This window comes from Sphingomonas sp. ID1715 (assembly GCF_013044515.1).
Lineage (GTDB): Bacteria > Pseudomonadota > Alphaproteobacteria > Sphingomonadales > Sphingomonadaceae > Sphingomonas_B.
In genome coordinates, this window is record NZ_JABEPR010000003.1 from 389,981 (window position 1) to 416,339 (window position 26,359).

Here is a 26,359-nt window from a genome sequence, read left to right on the forward strand (position 1 = left end):
CCAACCCACGGCCCCTTGCTCCACGCGTCCGAACGGAGCGAAGAAGGTCCGGTTGCATTGAAGACAAAGGATTTTTTCCGCCCGTCCCGGATTGGGACGGACGTATGAGTGCAAGCGGATCGGTCAGTTGATTGAGGTTAAGCGTCGCGCCGGAGAGAGCGGAAGGCAGCGACGCACGCAGGAAAGAGCGCGGAAACAAGGCCCGCGCCCCCTGGTCCCATTTGGGCTCGCACCAGCTGGCGCTTGCCGGCTCTCTGCCTAAGCTGCGCTCAGGCGCTGCGGCTCACTCGTAATCGCCGCCCATATTCTGGTTGCGCGGCGGCGCCGCGGCCGTGAGGCGCAGCGCCTCGGCCTGCTGCGCCAGCGAGCCGAGCTCGTCCACCGCATCGTCGTCGTCGACCTGCACGCGTTGCAGGCTGCCGACCAGCGTGTCGCGCAGGTTTTCGGGCTGGATCGTCTCTTCGGCGATCTCGCGCAGCGCGACGACCGGGTTCTTGTCCCGGTCGCGGTCAATGGTCAGTTCGGCGCCGCCCGACACCTGGCGTGCGCGCTGCGCGGCCAGCAGCACCAGATCGAACCGGTTCGGGACCTTGTCGACGCAATCCTCGACGGTAACGCGCGCCATTGAACGAGCCTTTGCTTTGTGCGGAAGTTCGGGAAGGCGGCGGACATAGGTGGCGCTGGCCGCCGAGTCAACTTGCGCGGACCGAGCAGCGGGCGCATGAGCGGTGGGTGGGCGGGTCAGGCGAGCAGTTCGAAGTCGAAGGCAATCGCCTGACCTTACTGATCGAGCCGGATGAGCGGCTGTTCGGCCTCATGTCGCTGATCGACGGCGCCAGCACCACACTTCGCCTGCTCTATTACACCTTTGCCGACGATCGCGCCGGCGGGCGGGTGCGCAACGCGCTGATCGCGGCGTGCGAGCGGGGCGTCCAGGTCAGCCTGATCATTGACGGGTTCGGCAGCGATACCGACGAAGGATTTTTGCAGCCGCTACGCGACGCCGGTGCCGATATCTGCCGCTTCCTGCCGCGCTGGGGCCGGCGTTACCTGCTGCGCAATCACCAGAAGCTGGCACTGGCGGACGGCACGCGGCTGATCGTCGGCGGGTTCAACATCGCCGATGGCTATTTCGCCGGTCCTGAGTCGGAGGGCTGGCGCGACCTGGGGCTGCTGGTCGAAGGGCCGGCGGCGCAGCGGCTGACCGGCTATGTCGACGCGCTGCTCGCCTGGACCAAGCGTCCGCAGCCGCGGATGCGCGAGCTGCGGCGCGCGCTGTCCCGCTGGAGCGAACCGGCGGGGCGCGTGCGCTGGCTCATGGGCGGGCCCACGCGGCGGCTGAGCCCCTGGGCGCGCACCGTGCGCCATGACATGCGGCGCGCGCGCCTGGTCTACCTGATCGCCGCCTATTTCGCGCCGAGCCCCGCGATGCTGCGCCGGCTCGACCGCGTCGGCAGGCGGGGCGACGCGCAGGTGATCACCGCCGCCAAATCGGACAACAGCACGACGATCGCCGCCGCGCGCTTCACCTATCCCGGGCTGCTGCGCAAAGGCGTCCGCATCTTCGAGTATCAGCCCTCGAAGCTGCACACGAAGCTCTTCATCATCGACGATGCGGTGCATATCGGCTCCGCCAATTTCGACATGCGCAGCCTGTTCCTCAACATGGAGCTGATGCTGCGGATCGAGGACAAAGCTTTCGCCGACGAGCTTCGCCGGCTATTCGCGCACGAGCGGGAGCAGAGCCGGGAAGTGACGCTCGCCGACATGACCGGCCTGGGCAGCGGCATCGCCCGCGCCCGCCAGGCGCTTGCCTATTTTCTCGTGTCCGTCGTCGACTTCACCGTGTCGCGCCGGCTCAACTTGCGGGGCGATTAGACCGGCGGTCGGTCAGGAGGAGAGGGAGCCGCCGCAGGAGCGTCTGGACAAGCTGACGTCGCCGCCGCCACGCGCCCCCGATCGCGGCGAAGCCCAGGATCATCATCGCCCAGCTCTGCGCTTCCGGAATTGCCGGCGGGCGGACGGGCGGCACCACGCCCCCGCCCCCACCCCCAATGCCGAAAATCAGACCGGCGCCGCGCTCCGGCGGCAGCTGGACATATTCGACCGGTGGCGACAGGTCGTACCGGGGAAAGTCCCCGATCGCGACCGGGCCGGGAGGAGCGATCTCATTCTCCAGAAAGGCGAGCGGCACGGCGCTCGGCGGGGGCGTAAGCAGCCGGGGCAGCGGCGCCGGCGCCGGGGCGCGCACGGCCGGCCGCCGTACGCGCGGCGCGGCGCGCACCACCGGGCGGCGCACGACCACGCCCTTGATCATCTCCGTCCGCACACGACGGCCGGGTGAACGCATCGCGATCCAGTCGGCGCCCTTTGCCGCCGCGGCGAACGCCGAAGCGCGCAGCGCCTGGAAGCTGCTTTCGACCGGTCCGGCCGGTGTGACGAGCGTCGCGGCCAGCACTGCTGCCGCAGTCAGGCTGGAGGCGCGCAGCCGCGCCCGCAACGTCGCATCCAGCGCCCGGCCGCGCCGGTCAACGAGGATCACGTCAGTCTTGTCGAGGCGATAGGCAAAGCTGCGCAACATAAGGCGTGTCTCGGGTGAAAACCGCACCACCCCCACAACGCCTCAGTCGCAGCCGCGTTGCGTCATTCGTTGCGCGCCCAAAATAGTCGCATCGGCGGAATGTTCACCCACTCGAAGCCGCGGTCGATCTCGGCGAAATGCGGCGCGATATAGTCGGCGACCTTAGCCGAGAATTGGTAGATCAGGAACAGGCCGCCGGGTTTGAGCACCGCCGCCGTCTCGGCAGCGATGCGGTCCCCGACGCCGTCCGGCAGGGTCGAGAAGGGCAGGCCGGACAGCACGTAATCCGCCTTTTCGTGACCGAAGTCGGCGACGATCCGCCCGACATCGGCCGCCGAGCCGCGGACCAGATGCAGCCTTGGATCGGCGATCTCCTGGCGCAGATGATCGATGAAATCGGGGTTGAGGTCGATCGCGATCAGCTCGGCCTCGGGGCCCAGCCGGTCCAGGATCGGACGCGTGAAGGTGCCGACGCCCGGACCATATTCGACGAACAATTTGACCTGCGACCAGTCCACCGGCCGCAGCACATGGTTCACCATCGTCCGGGACGACGGGATGACCGACCCGACCATCGCCGGATGCTTGACGAACCCCTTGAAGAAGAGCGCCAGCGGGTGGGTCGGCCGGCGGGGGCGGATGGCGCCGGCCTGTTCGCCGGCGGATGAGACGGGCATTCGGACCCTTTCTGTTGGTCGTTGCGGTTCCGTCGCAAATCCGACCGATGCTTGCAACGCTTTCAGCAGCGCCCAGTCTCTTCTATCGGCCGGTCATGGCCGAGGAGAATCCGCGCACGCTCAACCCGCCGACAACGCCGGCAGGCGGGGTTGGTGCCGCGCCGCCGTTCAAGCTGCTCTTCCTCGTCATGCTGACCATCGCCGCCGGCAACACCGCGCTGCAGTCGGTGCTGCCCGCGATCGGCCGTTCGCTGAAAGTACCCGACTCGGCCGTGGCGGCGGCATTTTCGGTGTCGGCGCTGGTCTGGGTCATCGCCGCGCCGATCTGGGCGCGCCGCTCCGACCGACAGGGGCGCAAGCAGATGGTGCTGCTGGGCCTGTTCGGCTTCTGCTCGTCCGTTTTTCTGTGCGGCGTGTTTCTCGCGGCGGGAATCGTCGGCTGGATCGCGCCGCTGCCTGCCTTTCTCTGCTTCATCGTCGCGCGGATGCTCTACGGCACGTTCGGCGCCGCCGCGCCGCCGGCCGCCCAGGCGATCGTCGCGATGGGGACGACGCGCGACGATCGTACCCGCGCGCTGTCGTTGCTTGGCTCCGCTTTCGGCCTGGGTACGATCCTGGGGCCGGCGCTGGCGCCCTTCTTCGTGCTGCCGATGGTCGGGCTCGCCGGCCCGGCCTTCGTCTTCTCGATCTTCGGCGTCGGCGTGCTGGTGGTCGCCTATCGCCTGCTGCCGAACGACGTGCCTGGCGGCATCGGACGCGGCGCGGCGACCAGCTACCCCTCGATCGGCGGCGAGCCGACCGGCGCCAGCGTGCGCGCGGCGACCGCCGAAGACCGCGGCAAGCTGCCGCTCACCGAAGCACGCATCTGGCCGTGGATGCTGGTGGGCCTGGTCACCGGCCATGCCCAGGCCATGGCCGGTCAGGCGATCGGCTTCCTGATCATCGACCAGCTCCACATCTCGGCAGCCCAGGCAGCGGCGGAGACCGGCATCGTGCTGATGACCGGCGCCTTCGCCGCGCTGCTCGCGCAATGGGGGATCATCCCCAATCTGCGCCTCACCCCGCGCCAGCTCGCCATCTGGGGGGCGCTGCTCGCGGCCGCCGGATGCGCCGCGATCGGCTTTTCCCATTCACTGCACATGCTCGCGGTCAGCTACGGCCTGTCGTCGCTCGGCTTCGGCTTTCTGCGGCCGGGCTTCACCGCCGGCGCGTCGCTCGCCGTGGGCATGAGCGAACAGGGCGCGGTCGCCGGCCGCACCACGTCGGTCAACGGCGCCTGCTTCGTCCTCGGGCCCTCGATCGGCGTCGGCCTCTACCAGTTCTGGGGTCCGCTGCCCTATGTGACTTCGGCCGCCGCCTTGCTGCTGCTCCTCCCCTATCTGGTGTTGCGGCTGAAGCGTTAGCCGCTATCGCCTCCATCGAACGGAGGACAGCGACATGGCACGGATCGGTTTCATCGGGCTCGGCAATATGGGCGGCGGCATGGCCGCGAACCTGGCGAAGGCGGGACACGACGTGCATGCCTTCGATCTGTCGGCAGACGCGCTCGACAAGGCGAAGACCGCCGGCTGCCTGCCCGTCGACAGCGCCGCCGCCGCCGCACAGGGCGCGGACGCGGTCGTCACCATGCTCCCTGCCGGCCGCCATGTCGCGCAGGTCTATGAGGAAGCGGTGTTCCCGGCGGCCGCGCCCGGCACCCTGCTGCTCGACTGCTCGACGATCGATGTGACCACCGCCAAGAAGGTGGCGGAGGCAGCCGTCGCCAAGGGGCTGGCGGCAGTGGACGCGCCCGTCTCGGGCGGCATTGCGGCCGCGGCGGGCGGCACGCTCACCTTCATGGTCGGCGGCTCGGCCGAAGCCTTTGCGCGCGCCGAGCCGATCCTGGCGCGGATGGGCAAGGCGGTGATCCATGCGGGCCCGAGCGGCGCCGGCCAGGCGGCCAAGATCTGTAACAACATGCTGCTCGGCGCGACGATGGTGGCCACCTGCGAAGCGTTCCTCCTCGCGCAGAAGCTCGGCCTTGATCCGCAGACCTTCTACGACATCAGCTCGGTGTCATCGGGGCAGAGCTGGTCGATGACGAGCTATTGTCCGCTGCCCGGCGTCGGCCCGGAGACGCCCGCGGACCGCGACTATCAGGGCGGCTTTGCGGCCGGTCTGATGCTCAAGGACCTGAAGCTCGCGGTGCAGGCGGCGGCCGATGCGGATGCGTCGGTGCCGATGGGTGCGGAGGCGATGGCGCTCTACCAGGCCTTCGCCAATGGCGGCGATGGCGGCCTCGATTTTTCCGGCATCATCCGCATGCTTGGCGGCATGCGCTGACCGGAACAGGCCGGGCGGCTCCCTCGTTGACGCCGAAACGAAGGAGCACGCCATGGCCAAGAAGCAGAAGAGCAAGAAACCGCAAGACAACAGCACGCTGATCGCCGGCATCGCGGCGGGTGGCATCGGCCTGTTGCTGGGCCTGTTCGTGCTCGGCAAGCGCGGGCGCGACAACACGCTGGGTGCGATCGACCGCGCTCTCGGACTGCCGAGCAACGCGGCCGGCGATGGCGGCAGCACCGCCGCCGACCTGTCGCTCGACCAGCCGCATCACGGCCCGGGCGACCGCGCGCCGACCGATTTCCGCCCCGACATGAGCGCCGGTGTCGATCCGCGCAAACGCGACGCCTTCGCCCCCGCGACCCTGCCCAACCCGAACAGCGCCGAACCGGCGATGTAGGGGGAGTAGGGAAGCGTCGAGAGGCGATTCGGCCGCGCTATTTGCGGCGGGCAGCGAGGATCAGCACGGCGATCTCGTCGTTCCGCGGGTTGATGAAGTCCAGCCGCACGCGCCCGTCGTCGAGCAGGCTGACGGTCGCCGGGACCGAGCTGTCGGTGAGCGCCCAGCCGGCGGGAAGCACCACGGCATTCATCGGCCGTCCGAACGAGCGATCCCAGATCAGCGTGTCGCCCTCGCGCCGGTAGCGCTCCGGATCGGTATAGGTCTCTGAGATGCGCAGGCGGCGGGTCTCGCCCGCCGCTGGGGCCTTGAAGTGGAACAGCACGGCTTCGGTGTTGGCGTCGGCATCGCGGGCATCGCCGCCTGCCTTCGCGATCGCCGCCGCTCCCTTCAGCGTTTCCGCGCGCAGCTGCTCGCCAGTGTCGAGATCGCGTGCCGAAGGGTTCGACACCCGGCTGCCGGCGCGCACGACGTTCGTGTACACGCCGACTCCCGGCCGGCTCTCGGTATAGTCATGGGTCAGGTCGAAGCTGTGCGTATCGGGATCGCGCAGATAATAGACGATCTCACGGCTTTGGGTCGCGCGTTCCTGCAAGCGCCCGGCGAGCCCTTCCTGCACCGGCGGAGCCAGCCTCGCTGGCCGCGCCTTGACGATCAGCGGCGCGGCCGCCGGACTGGTGTTCCAGAAACTCAGCTTGATGCGCCCGTCCGCCTCCTGCAGCACTTGCGAGGGATAATTGACCGAGATCGGTTCATAGCCGCGCGGCAGCACCACGGCGTTGCGCTTGATCCCGAGCGACCGGTCGAAAACGATCGTGTCGCCATCCATCCGATAGCTGTTCGGGTCGGTATAGGTCTTGTCGATCAGGATGCGCGCCTCGCCGTCCTGAGGGACCGGGCGCGCGAGCGTCACCCGGATATATTGCCCGTCGGCCCCGGCGTTCGGGACACCAGCTTGCCGCGCCACGTCGCCGCCGACGATATCGAAGCGCAGCGGCTTGCCCGTCGATCGGTCGATCACCCGCTCGTCCGTCGCGATGCTGCCCTTGCGGATCGGATTGAAGTAATGGCGGGCGCCGGCCGTCGTCGCGCTCACTTCATAGAGGATGCGGAACTGCCCTGAGCCCGGCGCGAGCAGTTCGTACCGGCTATAGGCGTCGCTCTCGGTCTGCCGAGGAGGTGCGGCAGCGCCGGTCAGGGCTGCCCAGAGCAGCAGGGGCAGGAAATGAACAGTGCGGAGAGCGGAAGCTGCGGTCATTGCCTGATTATTCAGGCGTGACCGCGAAAGTCCATCGTCGTTCCAGCCCCTCGACTTCGCTCGGGTCGAGCGCCACTGTGCGCCCATGATCCTGTGGCGCGACTTGCCGGACCGGCGTTACGACGTGATCCTCGCCGATCCGCCCTGGTCCTATTACGGCCAGCAGAACAAATGGGGCGCCGCGGCAAAATTCTACGCGACTGCGCCGGACGAGGCGATCGTGTCCCTGCCGGTGCCGGACCTGCTTTCCGATCGCGGCGTGCTCTTCCTCTGGGCGACGTCCCCGCGGCTTGATGTCGCGATGGCGTGCCTGGCGGCGTGGCAGCTGCACTTTCGCGGCGTCGCGTTCGTCTGGGTCAAGGCGCGCAAGGATGGCGGACCGATCGGCGCGCAGGGCGTGCGCCCGTCGATCGTCAAGCCGACCGCCGAATATGTGCTCGCCGCCAGCCGCATCGCCAAGGGGCGGCCGATGCCGCTCGGCGACGAAGGCGTGCCGAACGTGATCCTCGCCCCCAAGCGCGCCCACTCGCAAAAGCCGGAGCAAGTGCGCGACGCGATCGACCGGCTTTACCCCGCCGCGTCGAAACTCGAACTCTTCGCCCGCAGCGAGCGCCCCGGCTGGGACGCCTGGGGCAACGAAGTCGGCAAGCTCGACCGCGCGGCGGAGTAAGGCTCAGGCGGTTTGCACGGAAGAAGCGCGCCGCCGCAGCGTCACCCCCACCGAGGCGAAGCCTGCAATCAACAACGCCCAGCTAGCCGGCTCCGGCACCGCCAGCGGGTTGAGCAGCACGTCGACCCGCATACCGCCCTTTAGACCCCAGGCGATGATCTGGCCGCGATCATTGATGTCGAAGGCATTCTGAAAGGCGATGTCGGGCCGATCCGTCAGGGTGTTGAGATCGAGGACCGTGCCGCCGCCGAGCCACACCCACGCGGTTCTCCGCTCGATGAAGCTACCGTCGGGAAATCCTTTTAGATCATTGGCCGATCCGACCACGTCTCCGGCCCCGTTGAGGCCGCTTGCGATGACGCCAAGGTAATCCTCAAACGCGGCGCGCCGGATCAGACGATTGTCGGTCCCCCACACAGCGACTTCGGTTCGGTCGAAGAAGTCATCGTCGGCATAGCCGACCACGCCTGCGATCTGCCCCGCATCGTTGATGTCAACGGCAGTGACGTACACGCTTGTGGGATTGCTTCCGTCTACCTTCTCGAGCGGAAGGATGGCACCGTCGGCCGTCCAGCGGAACGCGGTGTCGATGTCGGCCAACACGGCATCGCCAGCGGCGTTCACGGCACGCGCGTCGCGGATGAAGCCGTCGCTGTTCACTTCCATGCCGGTCGCCGCCGACCAGCGAAAGGCGACGTTGCGACGGCTGTTGCCATTAGGCACCTGAAACGTGCCGACAACCACACCGCTGTCGTTCACGTCATTGCTGGCTGCGGCGCTACCATTCGCCGGCAGTGCGATAGTCGTGAGCGTGCCACCCGGCGGGATGATGAAGGGCAGGCTGGTGGCGCCGGTGCTGCCGCTGCGCGCCTGGCCGGCAATGGTGCCGTTGTTCGAAATGCTGCCGGCGGTCGACCGTGTGCCGCCCAGCCCGCCGAGCGCGCGATAGTCGCCCGCACTGGACCGATAATAGGCTTGGTAAGCATCGCCCTCGTCGCTGCCTCCGACAATCTCGCCAGCGTTGTTGAGCCCGAACGCCTGCATGTTCAGGCCCTCGGGCGTGGTGAGGACGGTCGCCGTGTAGCGCACCGCCGCGTCCGCCGGCAGGGCAAACGCCGCCAGCGCAAGGCCAAACCAAAGCTTCACTTGTGCAACCCCCCTGTTCTTTGCTCGCGACGCTAGCCAGCTTCACAGGCGTTCACAACAGGTTAGGCATTGGGCGCTGTACCGAAACGGGGCAGCGACCGACTAGGCGGCCTGATCCATACCGCCTAGGAACCCGCCTTTCGGGGCGGCGGTGATCCTCGCCCAAAGGGCGGCCATGTCGGGCGCCTCGACGCCGAAGCGTTCGCGGGCGACGCGGGCATAGGCGGCGGGGTCGGCGATCTCGCGCTCGCGCTTGCCGTTCGCGTCGATGATCGTGTGCACGCGGCCGACCACCACTTCCGTCGCCTCGGCGAAATGGCGTTGCAGGATGGCGTGGCGGACGAAGGGCGAGTTGCCGTCGGTCTGCAGAAACCCGCAGCGATCCTCCAGCAGCTCCGGATCGGTCACGTCGAGGTTGAAGTCCATCGATGGCGGCGGGGCGTCGGGATGGTTGCGGAATCGCCACCAGCCGCCGTCCAGCCGCTCGAAGGCGAAGCGGCGCCAGCCATGCTCGATCGGGCTCTCGACAACCGGCACGGGGGACATCAGCCCCATGGAAGGATCGGCGACATAGGGCTGGTCCAGTTCGACCACCGGCACCAGGTGATTGCCGATCGTCATGTCACCGGCCGCCTCGCGCATCACCGCGCCGGCCAGATGCCGCACGGTGAAGCCGATGCCCGCCAGCATCCAGGCGAACAGCCCGTTATATTCGTAGCACCAGCCACCCCGCGCGCGCCCGACGAGCTTGGCAAAGGCAGCGATGGGATCGCGCGTGACCGGCACGCCCAGTTGCACGTCGAAATTCTCGTACGGCATCGCCTCGGCGTGCAGCCGATTGAGTGCGGCGAGGGTCACGAAGTCGGCGCGGACCGGGCCGGAATAGCCGATCCGGCCCAAATAGGCGGAGATTTCGCTTTCGGTGGGCAGTCGAGGATCGGTCATAATGCCCAAGGGAGTGCCGCCGGTCGCGCGCCATGGCGAGCGGCGCGCGACCAAGCCTCACCCTGTCGAGACGGAGGCTATGCCTTGCGCCGGGCGGCGATCCATTCGTCCACCTGCCGCTCCATGATCGACAGCGGCAGCGAGCCCGAGCCGATCAGCAGGTCGTGAAAGCCCTTGATGTCGAACTTCGGGCCAAGCTCGCGCTCCGCCTTGCGCCGCATCTCCATGATCTTGAGCATGCCGATCTTGTAGCCGGTCGCCTGGCCGGGCAGCGTGATGTAGCGGCGCACTTCGGAACGGCCCTGGTCGGGCGAGGCGCGCCCGGTGTTGACCATGTAGTCGACGGCCTGGTCCTCGGTCCAACCCTTGGCGTGGATGCCGGTGTCGACGACCAGCCGCGCGGCGCGGAACAGCTCCGCCTCCAGCCGCATGAAGTCGCTGGCGACATCGGGATAGGCGCCCATTTCCTTGCACAAGGCCTCGGCATAGAGCGCCCAGCCTTCGCCGAACGCGACATAGCGCGCCGACTGGCGGAACTTCGGCCCGACGCTCTGCCGAACCTGGATGTCGCCCTGCATGACATGGCCCGGCACGCCTTCGTGGCACATCAGGTCCACGGTCGCGTCGGGGGACGGGTCGCTGGTGACGCCCAGCAGGTGGACATAGACGCGGCCCGGCCGCGAACCGTCGGGGCTGGGCGCCGCGGCGTGGGCGGCGCCGCCGGCGACTTCGCTGAACGAGGGCTCGCGCACCACTTCCATCCGGTGCTGCGGCAGCTGGTTGAAATATTTGGGCAGCAGCGTGCGGTTGCGCGCGATCGCCGCATTGGCGTTGCGCAGATATTCGGCGCGCAGTTCGTCCGTCCAGGGCACGGGGGGATTGCGACGCTCGCGATCCGCATAATAGGCGATGCGGTCCTTGAACCCGGCCTGCCTGGCGAGCGCATCCTGCTCGGCCTCGATCCGCGCCACCTCCTTCAGGCCGATCTGGTGGATCTGTTCGGCCGTCAGGTCGGTGGTGGTGTTGAGCTTGAGCGCGGCGGCATAATAGTCCGCGCCGCCCTTCAGCGACACGGCGCCCACCCGGCCGCTCGGCGCTGCGGCGAGATCGCCCTCCGCCCAGGCGATCACGCGCTGATAGGCGGGCTTGAGCGTCAGCAGCGCGGCGCGCGTATCGGCGAGCAGTGACTGCGCCTCGGCTTCGGTCACCTTGCCGCCGGACTGAAGCTTCGCGACCTTTGCCTGCGCGTCGGCCCAGAGCGGGGAGGGCGCGCCTTCGTCGAACGGCGCGCCGGTCGTGATCGCCTTGCTGCCGGCGATCACCCGTTCGATCTGGAACCTCGGCGCACGCACGCCGGCCGCGTCGGAGGTGCGGCTCTGCGCGATGGCCTCGTCGAGCACCGCTGGGATCGCCCGCACGCGCGCGGCATAGGCGCGCATGTCGTTCGCGTCCTGAACCGTGTGCGTGTTGATCAGGAAATCGGGCAGCCGCGCATGCGCCGAATAGAGGAAGGAATAGAAGGGCGGCGCATATTGCCGATAGCGGTAGGAAAGTTCGGCCCGGTCCAGTTCCAGGGCCCAGATGTCGTAATTGGTCTGCGCGGCTGGTGACAACTTCGCGCGGTCGAACTGCGCCTTCATCCGGGCGACGCTCGCCCGGCGCCATTCCAGCCGGCGCAGCGCCGCGGCGTCGCTGATGTCGTCGAGCCTGTCGCGCCCCTCCTTAAGCCCCAGCTGCGTCGCCAGTTGCGGCCGCTCGCGCAGCTCTTCGGCGAATTGCTGGTCGAGAAAGGCGTAGAGGCGGGCGTCCTCGGCGGCGGCCGGAGCGGCTGGTGCCGGCGCTTGCGCGGACAGGCTGAAGGGAGCGGCAAGCGACAGGGCAACGGCGCAGAGCAAGCTGGATTTCGGCATGGATTTTCCTCTCTCGCCCGGCTCTTAGCCGGCCCGGCGAGCAGGTAAAGCCGGGTTTTGGACCCTGCCGGGCTTCAGTGCATCTGCGCGCGGACCTTCTGACCGATGCCGTGGACCGGCACCTGGTGCAGGGTGCGGAAGCGCGCCTCGATCAGGCTGAACAGGCCGAAGGCGAGCAGGCCGATCGCGACGAGGACATCCCAGGGGTTGGTCAGCCAGGCCAGCGCCTCGGCCATGCCGCCCGCTTCGCTCGCCTTTTCGTCAAGGCCGGCGCGGACCAGGAAGAAGCCGCTGATCAGGAACACGAGACCGCGCGCCGCATAGCCTGCCCGGCCGGTCCAGCGGACCCAGTCCTGCCGCGCAACCTGTGGTTCGAGATGGTCGAGGAAGCTGCCCTTCCGCGCGCGATAGAGCTGGAACAGTCCGACGCCCAGCAGCACCAAGCCGCCAAGGACCAGCAGCACGCCGCCGCCGGGCAGCTGGAGCGCGGATTGCGCGCCCTGCTCCGCCCCGCTGCCGCCCTGGTCCGCGGTGCCCTGCATCAGCCTGATCGCCTGCCAGGCAAGGAACAGATGGACGATGCCGCTCGCACCCGCGCCGAGCCGCTCGCGCAGGCCCTTCCCGTCGCTGCCGTGCCGCTCGATGTCGAACGCCGCGTCCGACAGGCGCCAGATGCCGTAAGCGACGAAGCCTGCCGCCATCAGGCCGAGCAGGATGCGCCCGCCGCCTTCGCCCAGGGTCTGCAGCGCGCCGCTCGGGTCCTCGGCGCGACCGGTGGTCAGCACGAGCAGGGCGATAACGATGTAGAGCAGCCCGCGGGCGGCAAAGCCCAGGCGGGTGAGCGTCGTCAGGCGAGCGGCGATGTCGGCCATGATGTTCCTCCTGGCCGGTAGAGCGCGCGCGACGAGAGTTTCGTTCCCGTGATGACACAGGCAGCCTTGGTGGGCATCAATCCTCGACGAAGCTGAAGGCGCTCAGGCCCCGCTCGCGGTCGTTGAAGAGGAGCGCGCGGCCTGCCGGCGGTGCGCTGCGTTGCGGGCATTGCGGCCGCGTGCAGGCGCGGCAGCCAAGGCCGATCGGCGTCGCGGCGCCGCTCAGGTCCATGCCGCGGGCGAGAGCCAGGCTGCCGGCCAGGTCGGCGGCGAGGCCGAGACCGACGACGAACTCGGCGCCGACATCGCCGGCGCGGCGGCCCTGCGGATGGACCGTCCGCGCGAAGCTGAACCAGCGCGAGCCGTCGGTCAGTTCGACCAGATCGCGCTCGATCCGTCCGGGCCGGTCGAACGCATTGTGCAGTCGCCACAGCGGGCAGCGCGCGTCGGCCTCCGCCAATGGCGATGCACTCGCCCCGGCATAGCGCTTGCTCGCCTGGCCGGCGCGGTCGATCCGGATCATGAAGAAGGGCAGGCCGCGCGCGCCGACGCGCTGCAGCGTGGTCAGCCGGTGGGCGACCTGCTCGAACCCCGCGCCGAAGCGCCGCTGTAGCAGCTCGATGTCATAGCCGGTCGCCTCGCAGGCGCGCAGGAAGCGCGCATAGGGCATCATCAGCGCGGCCGCGAAATAGCCCGTCAGGTGGCGGCGATAGAGCCGCTCCGCCGCCCGCTCGGCAAAGGCCGCACCCTTGGCGAGCGCGTCGATCTCGGCGCGCGCTTCGATCGCGCCGAGCTGATAGGCGGCCTGAAAGGTGCGCGAGGCCGGGTCGAGCATCTCGGACAGCTGCAGCTGGCGCGCGTGCAGGTCGAGCCGACGCAGCGTATCCGGCATCACGTCGACCGGCAGGATGCGCAGGGTGAGGCTGTGCTTGACGCGCAGCCGCTCGGCGATCGCGGCGTAGAGCTCGCCCGCCGACTGGCGCAGTTCGTCGGCGAGCGCTTCGGCGGCAGCATCCAGGTCGGCGAAATGATTGCGCCACCGCTCGATCTCCGCGCGCGCAAGCGCGGTCGGATCGCTCGTGTCGGCGGCAATGCCGGGGCCGCCGCCCAATCGGTCATAGGCGCGAGCAAAGGCTTCGGCACCGCCCGGCGCGCCGGCCAGCCATTCCTCCAGTTCGGCGCGGTCGATCTCCAGATCCTGGAACATGGGATCGTTGAGGCGCCGCCGAATGGCTTCCGGTCCACCGCCAGGGCTGCCGGCGCTCAGGGTGCGGGGATCGAAATCGTAGAGTTCGGTGAGCTGCACCAGCACCTGCGCCGTCAACGGCCGCTGGTTGCGCTCGATCAGGTTCAGATAGCTGGCCGAGATGCCGAGCTGCTCCGCCATCGCCGCCTGCGACAGCCCGGCCTGGCGGCGGAGACGCCGCACCTGATGCCCCGCGATCAGCTTCGCCATAGGGGTACGTTAGGGGCGGACCGGCCGGCTGTGAAGAGTTTACAGGCGCACAGCGACTTTGGCTTATGGCGCTGGGACGGCCATCACTTCGCAGCCACGCCCATAGTCGACGCTGGCGCAGTTGGTAAAATAGATGGTCCGCCCGTCCGGTGACCAGTGCGGCGCCGTCGCCCGCCCTTCCGTGTTCGCGGTGAGACGGACATTGCCTCCATCCGCGTCCATCACGAAAATTTGGTAGTTGGAGCGGCGATTGCCGGCAAAGGCGATCCGCTTCCCATCCGGAGACCAGGCCGGCCAGCCCTCCCAGGCCGGATCGTTGGTCAGGTTGCGCAGGTTCGCGCCGTTCGCGTCGGCGACATAGACTTCGGAGTTCAGCTCGCCCGTGATCTTGCGGAAGGCGATATGCCGTCCGTCCGGGGACATCACCGGATAGGTGTTGATGCCGCCCGCGATCAGCGTCTTGACCGCGCCGCTCGCCACGTCGACCGAATAGATGGCGGCCTCGTTCTTGGCCGGCGGGCGGAGATCGTCGTCGGTGCAATAGAGGATGCGAGTGCCGTCCGGCGTCCAGCTGGGATGGATCGCATGCTGGGCCGGTGGCGTAATCGGCCGGCTTCCGCTTCCATCCGGACGCGTGACATGAACGATCTTGCGACCGCCCTCGATGCGAATGAAGGCGATCAGCCTGCTGTCAGGCGACCAGGCCGGGTCCTCGTGATCGGCGGCGCCATGCGTGATCTGCCGCTCATTGCCGCCGCCAGCGTCCATCGTGAACAGCTGCTCGCGCCCTTCCACGATCCGGATGAAGACCAATGCGCGGCCGTCGGGCGACGGCACCGCGTCCATGTTGACCGAATAGGTCACCTGATAGGCAAGGCCCGGACGCGGCTCCGCGGCGAGCAGTGCCAGCAAGAGGGCGATCATCGGCTCGCCTCTGCCGGAATGCGGGCGATATGGCCAAGCTGGGTGCGCGCATCCTCCTTCAGCTCGAAGACATAGATGCTCCCGTCTGCGGCGACGCTGGGCTGGGCGCGCGACCAGCCGTCATCGGGGGTCAGGCGCTCGACCGGACCGCCCTGCGGCGACACGCGGAAGATCTGGCCGCTGCTCGGCCGCCCGTCCCGCGCCGAGGCAAAGATGACGTGCCTGCCGTCGCGAGACCAGGTCGGCCAGCCGTCGAAACCGGGATCATTGGCCAGGTTGCGCTGCCCGCTACCGTCCATGCGGACGACGAACACTTCCGAATTGCGCGGGATCGGCTGCTGTTCCCAGTTGCGCCCGGACTGCGGCACGACCTTGCGAAAGGCGATCCAGCGGCCGTCCGGCGACGGGCTCGGATAGGTGCAGAGATCGTCGCACGCGAGGTGCAGGCGCAGGTCGGAGCCGTCGGGCCGGGCGCTGTAGATGGCGGTCGCCTCGCCGCCCTGCCGGGCGGGCAGCGGCGATGGCGCGTTGAAGAAGATGCGCCCGCCGTCCGCGCTCCAGTGCGGATGCGCCCAGTCGCCGGGCTGGAGCGTGATGCGGCGCGGGTCCTTGCCGTCGCTGCCCATCACATGGACCGCGGCGCCGCCTTCGGCCGTTCGCATGACGAAGGCGAGTTGCGTACCGTCGGGCGACCAGACGGCGCTGCCGGGATCGCCCTGGCCAGGATCGAAGAAGAGGCGCGGATTGCTGCCGTCCGCATCGGCCAGCCACAGGGCGGTGCGGCCGGAGCGGTTCGATGCGAAGACGAGGGTCCGGCCGTTTGGCGACAATGACGGGTAGGAGTCGGACACCGCCGTGACGGATATCGGCGCAGCGGCGAGCAGGAGCATCAGGCTGATCATCGGCCTGATGCTGGGTCGCGCCGGCTCCGCCAGTAAAGCGCTAAGGGACGAAGTGGCGAAGCGTCTCGCGGTAGCGGCTGCCGGTCGGCAGGCGGGTGCCGTCGTCGAGCAGCAGGGTCGGCGCCCGGCCCGGCTCGATGCGGCACACCCAACGTGGATGAACGAGGATAGAGCGGTGCACACGCACGAACCCCCGCCCGCTCAGCCGCGCCTCGAGCCGGGCCAGCGTCTCCCGCTCCATCCGCATATGCCCGCTATAGTGGAGCTCGACATAATTGTCGGCAGCGCGGGCGTAGCGCAGCCCGACGGCTTCGGCATCTGAGGCAGTTCGTGCCGCCGTCATATCCGGACGCTGTTCCCCGCGTCGAAGCAGCAGCAGGACGCCGAGCAGCAGCAATGCCGGGACTCGCCGCAGCATCTGCAGCGGCAGCGGCGCGGTCGCGGAACCCCAGATCAGCCGGTCCACGGCTTCCTCGATGCCGAGCGACACGAGCGCGGTCGCGGCCAGCAGCACGGCGAGGCTCCGCCAGCCCAGCGGAGCGCCGCGCCGCGCTTCTACCCGTTTCACTGCTTCGAACATCAGGAACCAGGGCAGCACGGCGCCCGCCGACCAGCCGAGCGCGCGTGCCCAGGCATTGGTGCCGCCCGACAGCAGCGCATAGCCCATGCAATAGGCCGCGCCGGCACCGAGCAGGATCGAGGCCGCCGCGAGCAGGGCTGTACCGCGCAGCGGCACGCGCCAAAGGCCTCCAATCTCTCCTGCAGCCATCCGTTCCGGCCCTTCAGCGATAATCAGTTGCACGCTTGCGATTAGCGTCTAGTTTCCGGCGCCATAAGAGCGCTCCTGCGCAGCGCTGGAAAGAGGATCGACACAGGCATGATTTTCGGGCGTATCAAGCCACTCGACGCCATCCTTGCCACCGCCGAGAAGAAATCGCTGCACCGCTCCCTGGGCGCGTTCCAGCTGACCATGCTCGGCATCGGCGCGGTGATCGGCACCGGCATCTTCGTGCTCACCGCCGAGGCCGCGCAAAAGGCCGGTCCCGGCATGATGCTGTCCTTCGTGATCGCCGGCCTGGTCTGCGCGGTCGCGGCGCTCTGCTATGCGGAAATGGCCGCCATGGTGCCGGTGTCCGGCTCCGCCTACACCTACAGCTATGCCGTGATGGGCGAGCTGGTTGCCTGGATGGTCGGCTGGGCGCTGATCCTCGAATATGCGATTGCGGCCGGCGCCGTGTCGGTCGGCTGGTCTGGATATTTCATCGGCTGGCTGCAGACGAGCTTCAACATCACGATACCGCTCGACCTCGTGCGCGGGCCGTTCGACGGCGGCATGATCAACGTGCCCGCCATGCTGATCGCGACCGCGGTCACGCTGCTGCTCGTCAAGGGCACGAAGGAAAGCGCGACCGTGAACGCGGTGCTCGTCGGCGTGAAGATCATCGCACTGACGATGTTCATCCTGCTGACCCTGCCGGTGATCAAGACCGGCCAATTCACCCCCTTCGCCCCGCTCGGTTTCGGCGGCATTTCGGCCGCGGCCGCCTCCATCTTCTTCGCCTATGTCGGCTTCGATGCCGTCTCGACGGCGGCCGAAGAGACCAAGAATCCGCAGCGCAACATGCCGATCGGACTGATCGGCTCGCTTGCCGTCTGCACCATCTTCTACATGCTGGTTGCTTCCGGCGTGATCGGCACGGTCGGCGCGCAGCCGGTCTATGGTCCGGGCGGTGAAGTGCTGTCGCCGGGTACTCCGGCATTGTCGCAGGCCTGCGCCGCGATCCAGGAACAGGCGGTCGTCTGTTCGAAGGAAGCGCTGGCCTGGACGCTGAAGTCGATCGGCTGGCCCTTCATCGGTTGGCTGGTGGGCGCCGCCGCGATCATCGCGCTGCCGTCGGTCATCCTGATGATGATGTTCGGCCAGACCCGCATCTTCTTCGTGATGAGCCGCGACGGCCTGTTGCCGGAGATGTTCTCGCGCGTGCACCCACGCTTCAAGACGCCGCACGTCATCACGCTGCTGACCGGGCTGTTCGTGATCCTGTTCGCGGCCTTCTTCCCGGTCGGCCTGCTCGCGGACGTGTCCAACTCCGGCACGCTGTTCGCCTTCGCCGCGGTCTCGATCGCGGTGCTGGTGCTCCGGCGGACCGATCCGAACCGGGCGCGGCCGTTCAGGACGCCGGCGGTGGCGATCATCGCGCCGCTGTCGATCATCGGCTGCGTCTATTTGTTCTTCAGCCTGTCGGCGGTGACGATCCAGCTGTTCATCGGCTGGGCGCTGGCCGGCCTCGTCGTCTACTTCCTCTACAGCCGCAACCGCAGCCACGTCGGCCGCGGCCTGACCGAAGTGCACGAGCCGGAGATCCACGACATCAACCCGCCGGTGCCGGGCACGCACTAAGGTCTTGTGCCCCGGCGAAAGCCGGGGCCCAGGAGTCACTTACGCGAGGCTGGACCCCGGCCCTCGCCGGGGAGCTCGTCAGGAACGAAGATCCGGCGGCACCGCTTCGCCGGTCAGGCGCGCGATCACCTCATCCAGCGGCAGCACTTCCTGCCGAGCGTCGGCGCCGAGCGGGCGGAGCGCAACGGTGCGCTCCTCGGCCTCGCGCTTGCCGACCACCAGCAGGTACGGGACCTTGGCCAGCGAGTGCTCGCGCACTTTGTAATTGATCTTCTCGTTGCGGAGATCGACCTCGGCGCGGATGCCGGCCTTGGCAAGGGCGGTGATCACGTCCTGCGCATAGCCGTCGGCGTCCGACACGATCGTCGCGACCACCGCCTGCACCGGCGCCAGCCAGAGCGGGAATTTGCCCGCATAATGCTCGATCAGGATGCCGATGAAGCGCTCGAAGCTGCCCAGGATCGCGCGGTGCAGCATGATCGGACGGTGCCGCTCGCCGTCCGCCCCGACATAGGAGGCGTCCAATCGCTCCGGCAGCACCGTGTCGGTCTGGATCGTGCCAACCTGCCAGGTGCGGCCGATCGCGTCGGTCAGGTGGAACTCGAGCTTCGGCGCGTAGAAGGCGCCTTCGCCGGGGAGCTCTTCCCAGCCAAATTCCGCCGTATTGCGCCCGGTCGCCGCCACTGCGTCACGCAGCGACTGTTCCGACCAGTCCCACATCTCGTCCGTGCCGAACCTTTTCTCCGGCCGCAGCGCGAGCTTGATCGCATATTTGTCGAAGCCGAGATCCTTGTAGACCCGATCGAGCAGGTCGCAGAACAAGGCCACTTCCTCGACCAGCTGGTCCTGGCGGCAGAAGATGTGCGCGTCGTCCTGGGTGAACTGGCGAACGCGCATCAGCCCGTGCAGCGCGCCGTGCGGCTCGTTGCGATGGCAGCAGCCGAACTCGGCCATGCGCAAGGGCAGGTCGCGATAGGATTTGATGCCCTGGCGGAAGATCAGCACGTGCGCCGGGCAGTTCATCGGCTTCAGCGCCATCCAGTCGGCGTCGTTCGACACGACCGGGCCGTCATCCTCGGTGTTCGGCACCTCGTCGGGGATGACGAACATATTCTCGCGATATTTGCCCCAATGTCCGGACTGCTCCCACTGGCGCGCGTCCATGATCTGCGGCGTCTTCACTTCCTCATAGCCGCCCGCATCCAGGCGCCGGCGCATATAGGCTTCGAGCTGCCGCCAGATCAGATAGCCCTTCGGGTGCCAGAAGATCGAGCCATGCGCCTCCTGCTGCAGGTGGAACAGGTCCATTTCCTGACCCAGCTTGCGGTGGTCGCGCTTGGCCGCTTCCTCCAGCCGCGTGAGATGCTCGGCCAGCTGCTTCTTGTTCAGCCAGCCGGTGCCGTAGATGCGGCTGAGCATCGCGTTCTTCTGGTCGCCCCGCCAGTAAGCGCCGGAAACGCGCGTCAGCTTGAAGGCTTGTGGGTCAAGCTTGCCGGTCGAGGCCAAGTGCGGGCCGCGGCACATGTCGAGCCAGTCGCCCGACCGATAGACAGTTAGCTCCTCATCACCGGGCAGTTCGCCCGCCCATTCGGCCTTGAACGTCTCGCCATGTGCGCGGAAATGCGCGATCAGCTGGTCGCGCGTCCACACCTCGCGGACCAGCGCCTCGTCCTTGGCGATGATGCGCCGCATCTCTTCTTCGATCGCCGGCAGGTCTTCCTCGGTGAACGGCCGGTCCTTGGGCGCGAAGTCGTAATAGAAGCCGTCGTCCGTCGCCGGGCCGAAGGTGATCTGCGTGCCGGGGAACAGGTTCTGCACCGCCTCGGCCAGCACATGGGCGTAGTCGTGGCGGACGAGCTCCAGCGCATCCGCCTCGTCGCGCGCCGTGATCAGCGCCAGTTCGGCGTCGCGCTCGATCGGCCGGGCAAGATCGCGCACTTCGCCATCGACGCGCGCCGCCAGCGCCGCCTTGGCCAGACCCGGCCCGATCGCCGCGGCGATCTCGGCCGCAGTGGTTCCGCTCGCCACCTCGCGCGCGGAGCCATCGGGAAGGGTGATGCGGATCATCTCGGACATGGGCGGGGCATGTAGCGGCCGCATCCGCCCGCCTCAAGGCGGCGCTCGCTTTAACCCGTTGTCAGGTCTCCCGGCCTTAGCCACAATGACGAAAGCGGGGGAAAGCCATGAATGATCAAAGCCATGAGTTCGCGATGGCTGCCCCGGCGAGCGCGTTTCGCTTCACCGGCACGTGGCGGGAATATCTGCCGATCGCGCTCACCAACCTGCTGCTGACGCTCGTCACCTTGGGCGTGTACCGTTTCTGGGCGCGTGCTCGGGAGCGGCGCTATCTGTGGAGTCGGACCGAGTTCATCGACGATACGCTCGAATGGACCGGCACCGGTCGCGAGATGTTCATCGGCTTCCTGATCGTGATGGCGCTACTGCTGCCCGCGCTCCTGTTCCTGCAGTTCGGCTTCCAGGCGCTGATCGTGCGGCAGCGCTTCGTGCTCGCCTTTTCGACCATGTTCCTGATCTATGGCGGCATCTTCTTCCTAACGGGCGTCGCGCGCTACCGGGCCCTGCGCTACCGCCTGTCGCATAGCTGGTGGCACGGCATTCGTGGCGGCGGCGAGCCCGGCGGCTGGCGCTACGGCTTCACCTATCTCTGGAAGATGGCGGCGGGCGCGAGTGCGGCCGGCATGCTGATCCCCTGGGCGATGACAAGCCTGTGGAACCAGCGTTGGCGGGCGATGAGCTTCGGGCCTTGGCGGTTCGAGGCGGATACGGACTTCAGCCCGCTGATGGGCCGGTGGATACTGATGCTGGTCAGCCCTTTCCTGCTGCTGTTCGCGGCCGCGCTGCTCGGCTTCATGGCTGTCGGTCTTGGCGCGGCGTCGGGAGCGAGCGGACAGACAGGCCAGGTGCTTGGCGTCATCATGGTCGTGCTTATGGTGCTCGGCATCTATATCGGCTTCGCCATCCTCGGGGTCGGCTATTGGGCGAAGTTCCTGCGCGAGGCGATCGGTCACACCCGGCTCGGCGGCCTGGAGTTCTCCTTCCACGCACGCTCCTGGGATTGGCTGAAGCTGTTCCTCGGCAATGTCGGGCTGGTGGTGGTGACGCTCGGCATCGGCATCGCCTTTCTCGGCTATCGCAACTGGGCCTTCTTCATCCGCCATCTGGAGGCGACGGGTACGGTCGAGCTGGACGATTTCACCCAATCGCAGACCGATGCGAGTGGGGACGCGGAAGGCCTCGCCAGTGCCTTCGACATCGGCGCGATCTGAGCGGATGACGCGCGCCTGGCTCTATGACGGCAGCTCCGGCGTGCGGCATGAAGTTGAGGTCGTGCAGGACGGGCCGGTGCTGCGCATCGACTACGCCGGTGCGCCGCTCGAGGATGTGATGCTCGACGAGCTGTCGGTTGCCGACCGCGGCTCGGCCGGCCTGACGCTGCGCCGCAGCGGCAATGCGGGCTGGCGGCTGAAGCTGCCGGCGCCGGTCGATCCCGAGCTGGACCGGCTCTTCCCTCGCGGCGGCGGCTATGGCGGCTGGATCGACCGGGTCGGGCTGCCGCGGGCGCTCGCCGTCTTCGTCGCGGGCTCGGCGCTCGTGCTGGCCGGCGGCTATTTCGCGCCGACCCTACTCGCTCCGCTGGTGCCGCCGTCCGTGGAGAAGGCCTATGGTGAGGCGCTGGTCGGGGATTTCGGCGGCAAATATTGCTCGACGCCGCTCGGCGATGCGGCGCTCAAGCGGCTGGTCGCCAGCCTGGATCCAAAGCCCGGAGAGCTGAACGTCCGCGTCGTCGATGCGCCGATCGTCAATGCCGCGGCACTCCCTGCCGGCAACATCGTGCTGTTCGACAAGCTTTTCGAAGTGGTCGAGAGTCCAGAGGAGCTGGCGGGCATATTGGCGCACGAAATCGCCCATGTCCGTCGGCGCCACATCACCGCCGCCCTGATCCGCGAGTTCGGCGTCGGCATCTTCGCTTCTGCACTCGGCGGCACGACCGCGGGCCGTGTGGACGGCTTCGTCGCCCTGACCTTCACCCGCAGGGCGGAGCAGGACGCCGACGCGACCGCGATCGCGACCCTGAACCGCGCCCATATCAGCCCGGCACCCACCGCGAACTTCTTCAGGCGGCTGAAGAAGGCGGAGACGGATCTCGGCCGGTTCGAGCCGGCCATGGCCTATCTGTCGTCACACCCGCTGTCCGGGGATCGTGCGCAGCGCTTCACGGAGGCGGCGCATAAGGGTGAGGCCTATCGGCCCGCGCTCAGCAGCCGGGAATGGACCGAGCTGCGCGCGATCTGCTCGAGCAGGCCGCCGTCGTAAAACTGAGGTGGCGTCAAAGGCCGATCGCATGACCGACCGCCGCGGCGGCCGCATGAATCCGGTCGCGCGCGTCCTCGCCCAGCATCTCGCAGGTAAGCGCATCGAATACCGGGCGCGAATGCCGGTGTGCGGCGATCACCATGCCGAGCAAGGTCGCTTCGTCATGGGTGAGGGCGGGGCAACAGGGCGGGGCGACGGCCACCGGATCGGGCCAGCTGGCGCCGACATGGGCGAGCAGCAGGTGCAGCGACCGCGCCGCCTGCAACGCGCCGAGCTGGTTCGCCGCGGCGTGGAGTGGACACATGCGGCCATGGCGCTGCGCCATCACCCATTTGCGCGTGGCGGAGATCAGGGCCGCCTCCTCGGGGGCGAGGTCGGCGAGGCGCGGCGGCGGCACGAACATCTGCTTGAGCATGGATGGGTCGTGCCATGTTCGCTTATTGCGATCAAGTCGCATTAGCAAAAACGGGACTGAGAGGCGGGTGCTGTCCTACACGGTCGAGCTGTGCTAGCAGTCACCGTGACTGTGCGCCGTCTCGGGCAGGGCGGTCGCGCAGGCATTCACGAGTCCAGTTTCTCTTCCGCGGGCGGGATCACATGTTCGGTAAACTTTTCCAGGACCATCCAAGCGAAGTCGGCGAAACCTATGGCGAGCATTTCGCTGCTGCCGGCGGTTTTGGGCTCCGCATGATTGCCGGCGGCATCGCATGCGTCGTGCATGCCATCGTCCCCGGCGTCTTCATCACTACCGGCAGCGGCACGGTGAAAAAGCTCTACGATCAGATGGTCGCCAAGCGCGCCGCCAAGCGCGATGCCAATATTGAGATGCGCTCGATCGAATATGTGATCTGACGGCCTCTTGGCCAGTGCGACCTTTCGTGACCATTCGCGCTCTATGACCGCATTCTTCGATCGGCCTCGAGGGGCCAAGCTCGCTTACTCGCTGCGGAGCGGCAGTACCCCGACCATCGTGTTCCTGCCCGGCTATGCGTCGGACATGCAGGGCGCCAAGGCGCTTGCCCTGGACGCCTGGGCGGCCGAGCATGGGCAGGCGATGCTGCGCTTCGACTATGCCGGATGCGGCGAAAGCGAGGGTCGGTTCGAGGATGGCACGCTGACAAGCTGGCGCGACGATGCGCTGGCGCTGGTCGACGGGCTCACGCAAGGACCGATCTTGCTCGTCGGATCGTCGATGGGCGGGTGGATCGGGCTGCTGGTCGCCGAGGCGCGGCCGGAGCGTGTCGCCGCTTTCGTCGGCATCGCCGCCGCGCCGGACTTTACCGACTGGGGCTTCACCCAGGACGAGAAGATGGCACTGCTCTCCAAAGGCCGGCTGGAGCGGCCATCGGACTATGGCGCACCACTGGTCACCACCCGTGCGCTCTGGCAGTCGGGCGAAGCGTTGCGGATGCTGCACCGGGAGATTGCCGTCGACTGTCCGGTGCGGCTGCTCCATGGCCAGCGCGACTCCGACGTGCCGTGGCACCACTCGCCGCATCTCGCCGGCAAGCTGCGTTCAGCCGATGTGCAGACGATCCTCGTCAAGGACGGTGATCACCGGCTGTCGCGACCGCAGGATCTGGACCTGCTCATCGCGACGGTCGCTTCCCTGATCGGGTGACCTCAATGCTCCTTTTCCTTCTCGCCCAGGCCGCGCAGCCCAGCTGCACGGATCAGATCGCCGCCGATCCGGTCAAGGCGGCGGAGACCGCCAATGGCTGGCATGAGCGAGGCGGCGGTGCGCTCGCCCGGCAATGCGCCGCGCTCGCCTATGTGGCGCAGGAACGTTGGGCCGAAGCCGCCACGGCGTTCGAGCAGGCGGCGCGGGAAACTAGGCCTGAGGAGCAACTGGCGTCCGCCAATCTCTGGGTGCAGGCCGGCAACGCCCGTCTCGCGGGCGCCGATCCGCACGCGGCGGTGACGGCCTTCGATCGGGCACTGGTTGCTGGTCAGCTGAGCGGCCCGGCCAAGGGCGAGATCCGGCTGGACCGCGCGCGCGCCAATGTCGCCGCCGGTGACACGGCGGCCGCCCGTGCCGATCTCGAAGAAGCGCTGCGGCTGGTGCCGGAAGACCCGCTCGCCTGGCTGCTTTCCGCGTCGCTTGCGCGGCGGATGGACCAGCTCGACCGGGCTCAGGCCGATATTGCCGAAGCGGCCAAACGTTCACCGGACGATGCGAGCGTCGCGCTGGAGGCGGGACGGATCGCGCTGGCGGCGGGCTCCCTTCCGGCGGCGCGGCTGGCATTCGCAGCCGCGATCAAGAACCAGCCCGGCAGCGAAGCCGCCAAGGCAGCACAGGCGGAGCTTGACCGACTCGGCGCCGGAGCGGCAGCGCCTGGCAGATGACCAAATATCTCCACACCATGATCCGGGTCACCGATCCGGAGGCCACCATTCGCTTCTTCGAGCTGATCGGGCTCAAGGAAGTGCGCCGCTTCGACAATGAAGCGGGGCGGTTCACGCTGATCTTCCTCGCCGCGCCGGGACAGGAGGGCGTCGCCGAAGTCGAGTTGACGCACAACTGGGACGACCAGGAATATGGCGGCGGGCGGAACTTCGGCCATCTCGCCTACCGCGTCGACGACATCTACGAGACGTGCCAGCGGCTGATGGACGCGGGCGTGACCATCAACCGCCCGCCGCGCGACGGCCATATGGCGTTCGTGCGGACGCCGGACGGCATTTCGATCGAACTGCTACAGGACGGCCGACTGGAACCGGCCGAACCCTGGGCGTCGATGCCGAACACCGGCAGCTGGTAGGTCACCGCAGATAGAAGTCGATCGTCGTCACGACCCGCACCTTCTGGAACGGCGAGGAGCCCGCATTGCCGCCGCCCTCGCCATCGACATCGCCGTCGCGCGCGCCGATCGAGAAATAGCCTTGGGTCGCCGACTTGATGCCGCCGACATCGGTGCCGCTGTCCTTGGCGAATTGCTCCGCGCTCTGCCGGGCGCTGCGCGTTCCTTCCGCGATCATTTGCGGCTTGATCGCGTTCAGCTTGGTGAAGCTGTAGACAATGCCGCTGCCTTCCTCGAGCGCGACGCCGGCGCGGATCAGGTCGGCCTGGCGGGCGAATGCGGCGCGGGCGCGCATCACGTCGGTGGTGCGCAGCTGCAGGCGGCGGCGCACGGTCACGACATTCTGCTGGCGATTGGAATCGAAGAACTGGTTCACGCTGGCGCCGGTGTCGCTGACCGCATTGGCCGGAAAGCCGGCGCGGGCGAAGAAGGCGCGTACTGCGCGGCTCTTCTCGTCGATCGCGCCTTGCACCGGCCCGAGTTCGGTACCTGTCTCCGAAAAGGCGATGGTCCAGGTCGCGAGATCGGCGGTGACATTGCGTTCGGCGAGACCGCGGACGGTCACCGATCGTTCCGCCATCCTGGCGCGGCGGAGTCCATCGCCGAGCAGATAGCCGCCGCCGACCAGGCCGGTCGACAGCAAGGCGGCGGAAACAAGCAGGACCGTCGGACGGCTGACCGTTGCGGCGGCGTTCATGATGTGCGTTCCTCCGGGCTCGACAGCAAGTGCGCGCAGTCTGCGATGGGTACGATGAACCG

27 protein-coding genes are annotated in these 26,359 nt (G+C 68.0%); 12 read left to right on the forward strand and 15 right to left on the reverse strand.

Annotated elements, in window-relative coordinates; translation table 11 throughout:
• Positions 1 to 283 precede the first annotated feature (283 nt).
• Positions 284 to 625 carry a DNA-directed RNA polymerase subunit omega gene (gene rpoZ / locus HJG53_RS11100; protein ID WP_171130491.1) on the reverse strand — a complete coding sequence of 114 codons (342 nt, stop codon included), beginning with the start codon at positions 623 to 625 and terminating at the stop codon, positions 284 to 286.
• A 107-nt stretch (positions 626 to 732) separates the two neighbouring features.
• On the opposite strand from rpoZ, the gene HJG53_RS11105 reads away from it, so the two are divergent.
• Positions 733 to 1,878 (forward strand): phosphatidylserine/phosphatidylglycerophosphate/cardiolipin synthase family protein, encoded by a 1,146-nt coding sequence (locus tag HJG53_RS11105; protein ID WP_368039566.1) that lies wholly within the window; start codon positions 733 to 735, stop codon positions 1,876 to 1,878.
• Here the strand turns inward: HJG53_RS11105 and HJG53_RS11110 are convergent.
• Together HJG53_RS11110 and HJG53_RS11115 are read right to left on the reverse strand one after the other, a co-directional pair.
• Complete coding sequence (locus tag HJG53_RS11110) at positions 1,859 to 2,581, reverse strand: PEPxxWA-CTERM sorting domain-containing protein (protein ID WP_171130493.1); 723 nt, start codon at positions 2,579 to 2,581, stop codon at positions 1,859 to 1,861. The two genes, HJG53_RS11105 and HJG53_RS11110, sit on opposite strands and share 20 nt — an antisense overlap.
• Positions 2,582 to 2,643: 62 nt before the next feature.
• Positions 2,644 to 3,258 (reverse strand): class I SAM-dependent methyltransferase, encoded by a 615-nt coding sequence (locus tag HJG53_RS11115; protein WP_171130495.1) that lies wholly within the window; start codon positions 3,256 to 3,258, stop codon positions 2,644 to 2,646.
• Positions 3,259 to 3,446: 188 nt separating this feature from the next.
• On the opposite strand from HJG53_RS11115, the gene HJG53_RS11120 reads away from it, so the two are divergent.
• The 3 genes from HJG53_RS11120 to HJG53_RS11130 are packed head-to-tail and all read left to right on the forward strand — an operon-like array spanning position 3,447 to position 5,980.
• Positions 3,447 to 4,661: an MFS transporter gene (locus HJG53_RS11120; protein WP_254447715.1), complete on the forward strand. Its 1,215-nt coding sequence runs from the start codon at positions 3,447 to 3,449 to the stop codon at positions 4,659 to 4,661.
• Between the two features lie 34 nt (positions 4,662 to 4,695).
• The gene (gene mmsB, locus HJG53_RS11125) at positions 4,696 to 5,580 is read left to right on the forward strand and encodes a 3-hydroxyisobutyrate dehydrogenase (RefSeq protein WP_171130499.1); all 885 of its coding nucleotides are present in this window, start codon (positions 4,696 to 4,698) and stop codon (positions 5,578 to 5,580) included.
• A gap of 52 nt (positions 5,581 to 5,632) precedes the next feature.
• Entirely contained in the window at positions 5,633 to 5,980 is a 348-nt protein-coding gene (locus HJG53_RS11130) for a hypothetical protein (protein ID WP_171130501.1), read from the forward strand.
• 37 nt (positions 5,981 to 6,017) lie between these two features.
• Here HJG53_RS11130 and HJG53_RS11135 read toward each other — a convergent pair whose 3' ends face one another.
• The gene (locus HJG53_RS11135; RefSeq protein ID WP_171130503.1) at positions 6,018 to 7,238 is read right to left on the reverse strand and encodes a hypothetical protein; all 1,221 of its coding nucleotides are present in this window, start codon (positions 7,236 to 7,238) and stop codon (positions 6,018 to 6,020) included.
• 85 nt (positions 7,239 to 7,323) lie between these two features.
• On the opposite strand from HJG53_RS11135, the gene HJG53_RS11140 reads away from it, so the two are divergent.
• Entirely contained in the window at positions 7,324 to 7,908 is a 585-nt protein-coding gene (locus HJG53_RS11140) for an MT-A70 family methyltransferase (RefSeq protein WP_171130504.1), read from the forward strand.
• Positions 7,909 to 7,911: 3 nt separating this feature from the next.
• Here HJG53_RS11140 and HJG53_RS19140 read toward each other — a convergent pair whose 3' ends face one another.
• From HJG53_RS19140 to HJG53_RS11180, 8 genes are all read right to left on the reverse strand, one after another.
• Complete coding sequence (locus HJG53_RS19140) at positions 7,912 to 9,054, reverse strand: PEPxxWA-CTERM sorting domain-containing protein (RefSeq protein WP_171130506.1); 1,143 nt, start codon at positions 9,052 to 9,054, stop codon at positions 7,912 to 7,914.
• 102 nt (positions 9,055 to 9,156) lie between these two features.
• The gene (locus tag HJG53_RS11150; RefSeq protein WP_171130508.1) at positions 9,157 to 9,999 is read right to left on the reverse strand and encodes an arylamine N-acetyltransferase; all 843 of its coding nucleotides are present in this window, start codon (positions 9,997 to 9,999) and stop codon (positions 9,157 to 9,159) included.
• Between the two features lie 77 nt (positions 10,000 to 10,076).
• Positions 10,077 to 11,909, reverse strand: coding sequence for a DUF885 family protein (locus HJG53_RS11155; protein WP_171130510.1), 1,833 nt, complete (start codon positions 11,907 to 11,909; stop codon positions 10,077 to 10,079).
• A gap of 74 nt (positions 11,910 to 11,983) precedes the next feature.
• Positions 11,984 to 12,781: a DUF1206 domain-containing protein gene (locus tag HJG53_RS11160; RefSeq protein WP_171130512.1), complete on the reverse strand. Its 798-nt coding sequence runs from the start codon at positions 12,779 to 12,781 to the stop codon at positions 11,984 to 11,986.
• A gap of 76 nt (positions 12,782 to 12,857) precedes the next feature.
• A complete protein-coding gene (locus HJG53_RS11165) occupies positions 12,858 to 14,237 on the reverse strand; it encodes a short-chain fatty acyl-CoA regulator family protein (RefSeq protein WP_171130513.1) in 1,380 nt (459 codons plus the stop codon).
• A gap of 63 nt (positions 14,238 to 14,300) precedes the next feature.
• Positions 14,301 to 15,161 carry a PD40 domain-containing protein gene (locus HJG53_RS11170; RefSeq protein WP_171130514.1) on the reverse strand — a complete coding sequence of 287 codons (861 nt, stop codon included), beginning with the start codon at positions 15,159 to 15,161 and terminating at the stop codon, positions 14,301 to 14,303.
• Positions 15,158 to 16,063, reverse strand: a complete 906-nt coding sequence (locus tag HJG53_RS11175; RefSeq protein ID WP_171130515.1) for a PD40 domain-containing protein — start codon at positions 16,061 to 16,063, stop codon at positions 15,158 to 15,160. Before HJG53_RS11175 ends, HJG53_RS11170 begins: the two co-directional genes overlap by 4 nt.
• A 40-nt stretch (positions 16,064 to 16,103) precedes the next feature.
• The gene (locus tag HJG53_RS11180; protein ID WP_217352762.1) at positions 16,104 to 16,865 is read right to left on the reverse strand and encodes a LytTR family DNA-binding domain-containing protein; all 762 of its coding nucleotides are present in this window, start codon (positions 16,863 to 16,865) and stop codon (positions 16,104 to 16,106) included.
• 75 nt (positions 16,866 to 16,940) lie between these two features.
• Between HJG53_RS11180 and HJG53_RS11185 the strand changes: the two genes are divergently transcribed.
• Positions 16,941 to 18,464 (forward strand): amino acid permease, encoded by a 1,524-nt coding sequence (locus HJG53_RS11185; protein ID WP_171130519.1) that lies wholly within the window; start codon positions 16,941 to 16,943, stop codon positions 18,462 to 18,464.
• Between the two features lie 78 nt (positions 18,465 to 18,542).
• On the opposite strand, the gene thrS is transcribed toward HJG53_RS11185, so the two are convergent.
• Entirely contained in the window at positions 18,543 to 20,540 is a 1,998-nt protein-coding gene (thrS, locus tag HJG53_RS11190; RefSeq protein ID WP_171130521.1) for a threonine--tRNA ligase, read from the reverse strand.
• A 107-nt stretch (positions 20,541 to 20,647) separates the two neighbouring features.
• On the opposite strand from thrS, the gene HJG53_RS11195 reads away from it, so the two are divergent.
• Both HJG53_RS11195 and HJG53_RS11200 read left to right on the forward strand, forming a co-directional pair.
• Entirely contained in the window at positions 20,648 to 21,751 is a 1,104-nt protein-coding gene (locus HJG53_RS11195) for a YjgN family protein (RefSeq protein WP_254447686.1), read from the forward strand.
• A gap of 4 nt (positions 21,752 to 21,755) precedes the next feature.
• Positions 21,756 to 22,799, forward strand: coding sequence for a M48 family metallopeptidase (locus HJG53_RS11200; RefSeq protein WP_171130523.1), 1,044 nt, complete (start codon positions 21,756 to 21,758; stop codon positions 22,797 to 22,799).
• A 13-nt stretch (positions 22,800 to 22,812) separates the two neighbouring features.
• Here HJG53_RS11200 and HJG53_RS11205 read toward each other — a convergent pair whose 3' ends face one another.
• Entirely contained in the window at positions 22,813 to 23,214 is a 402-nt protein-coding gene (locus HJG53_RS11205) for an addiction module antidote protein (protein WP_171130525.1), read from the reverse strand.
• A 182-nt stretch (positions 23,215 to 23,396) separates the two neighbouring features.
• On the opposite strand from HJG53_RS11205, the gene HJG53_RS11210 reads away from it, so the two are divergent.
• From HJG53_RS11210 to HJG53_RS11225, 4 genes are read left to right on the forward strand one after another with little or no spacing between them, the layout of a single operon-like run.
• A complete protein-coding gene (locus tag HJG53_RS11210; RefSeq protein ID WP_171130527.1) occupies positions 23,397 to 23,651 on the forward strand; it encodes a DUF6356 family protein in 255 nt (84 codons plus the stop codon).
• Between the two features lie 43 nt (positions 23,652 to 23,694).
• On the forward strand, positions 23,695 to 24,420 hold the full coding sequence (locus HJG53_RS11215) for a carboxylesterase (RefSeq protein WP_171130529.1): 726 nt from the start codon (positions 23,695 to 23,697) through the stop codon (positions 24,418 to 24,420).
• A gap of 5 nt (positions 24,421 to 24,425) precedes the next feature.
• Positions 24,426 to 25,145: a tetratricopeptide repeat protein gene (locus HJG53_RS11220; RefSeq protein WP_171130530.1), complete on the forward strand. Its 720-nt coding sequence runs from the start codon at positions 24,426 to 24,428 to the stop codon at positions 25,143 to 25,145.
• On the forward strand, positions 25,142 to 25,561 hold the full coding sequence (locus tag HJG53_RS11225; protein WP_171130532.1) for a VOC family protein: 420 nt from the start codon (positions 25,142 to 25,144) through the stop codon (positions 25,559 to 25,561). The genes HJG53_RS11220 and HJG53_RS11225 overlap by 4 nt, the downstream gene beginning before the upstream one ends.
• A gap of 1 nt (position 25,562) precedes the next feature.
• Here HJG53_RS11225 and HJG53_RS11230 read toward each other — a convergent pair whose 3' ends face one another.
• On the reverse strand, positions 25,563 to 26,297 hold the full coding sequence (locus HJG53_RS11230) for an SIMPL domain-containing protein (protein WP_171130534.1): 735 nt from the start codon (positions 26,295 to 26,297) through the stop codon (positions 25,563 to 25,565).
• Between the last annotated feature and the right edge of the window lie 62 nt (positions 26,298 to 26,359).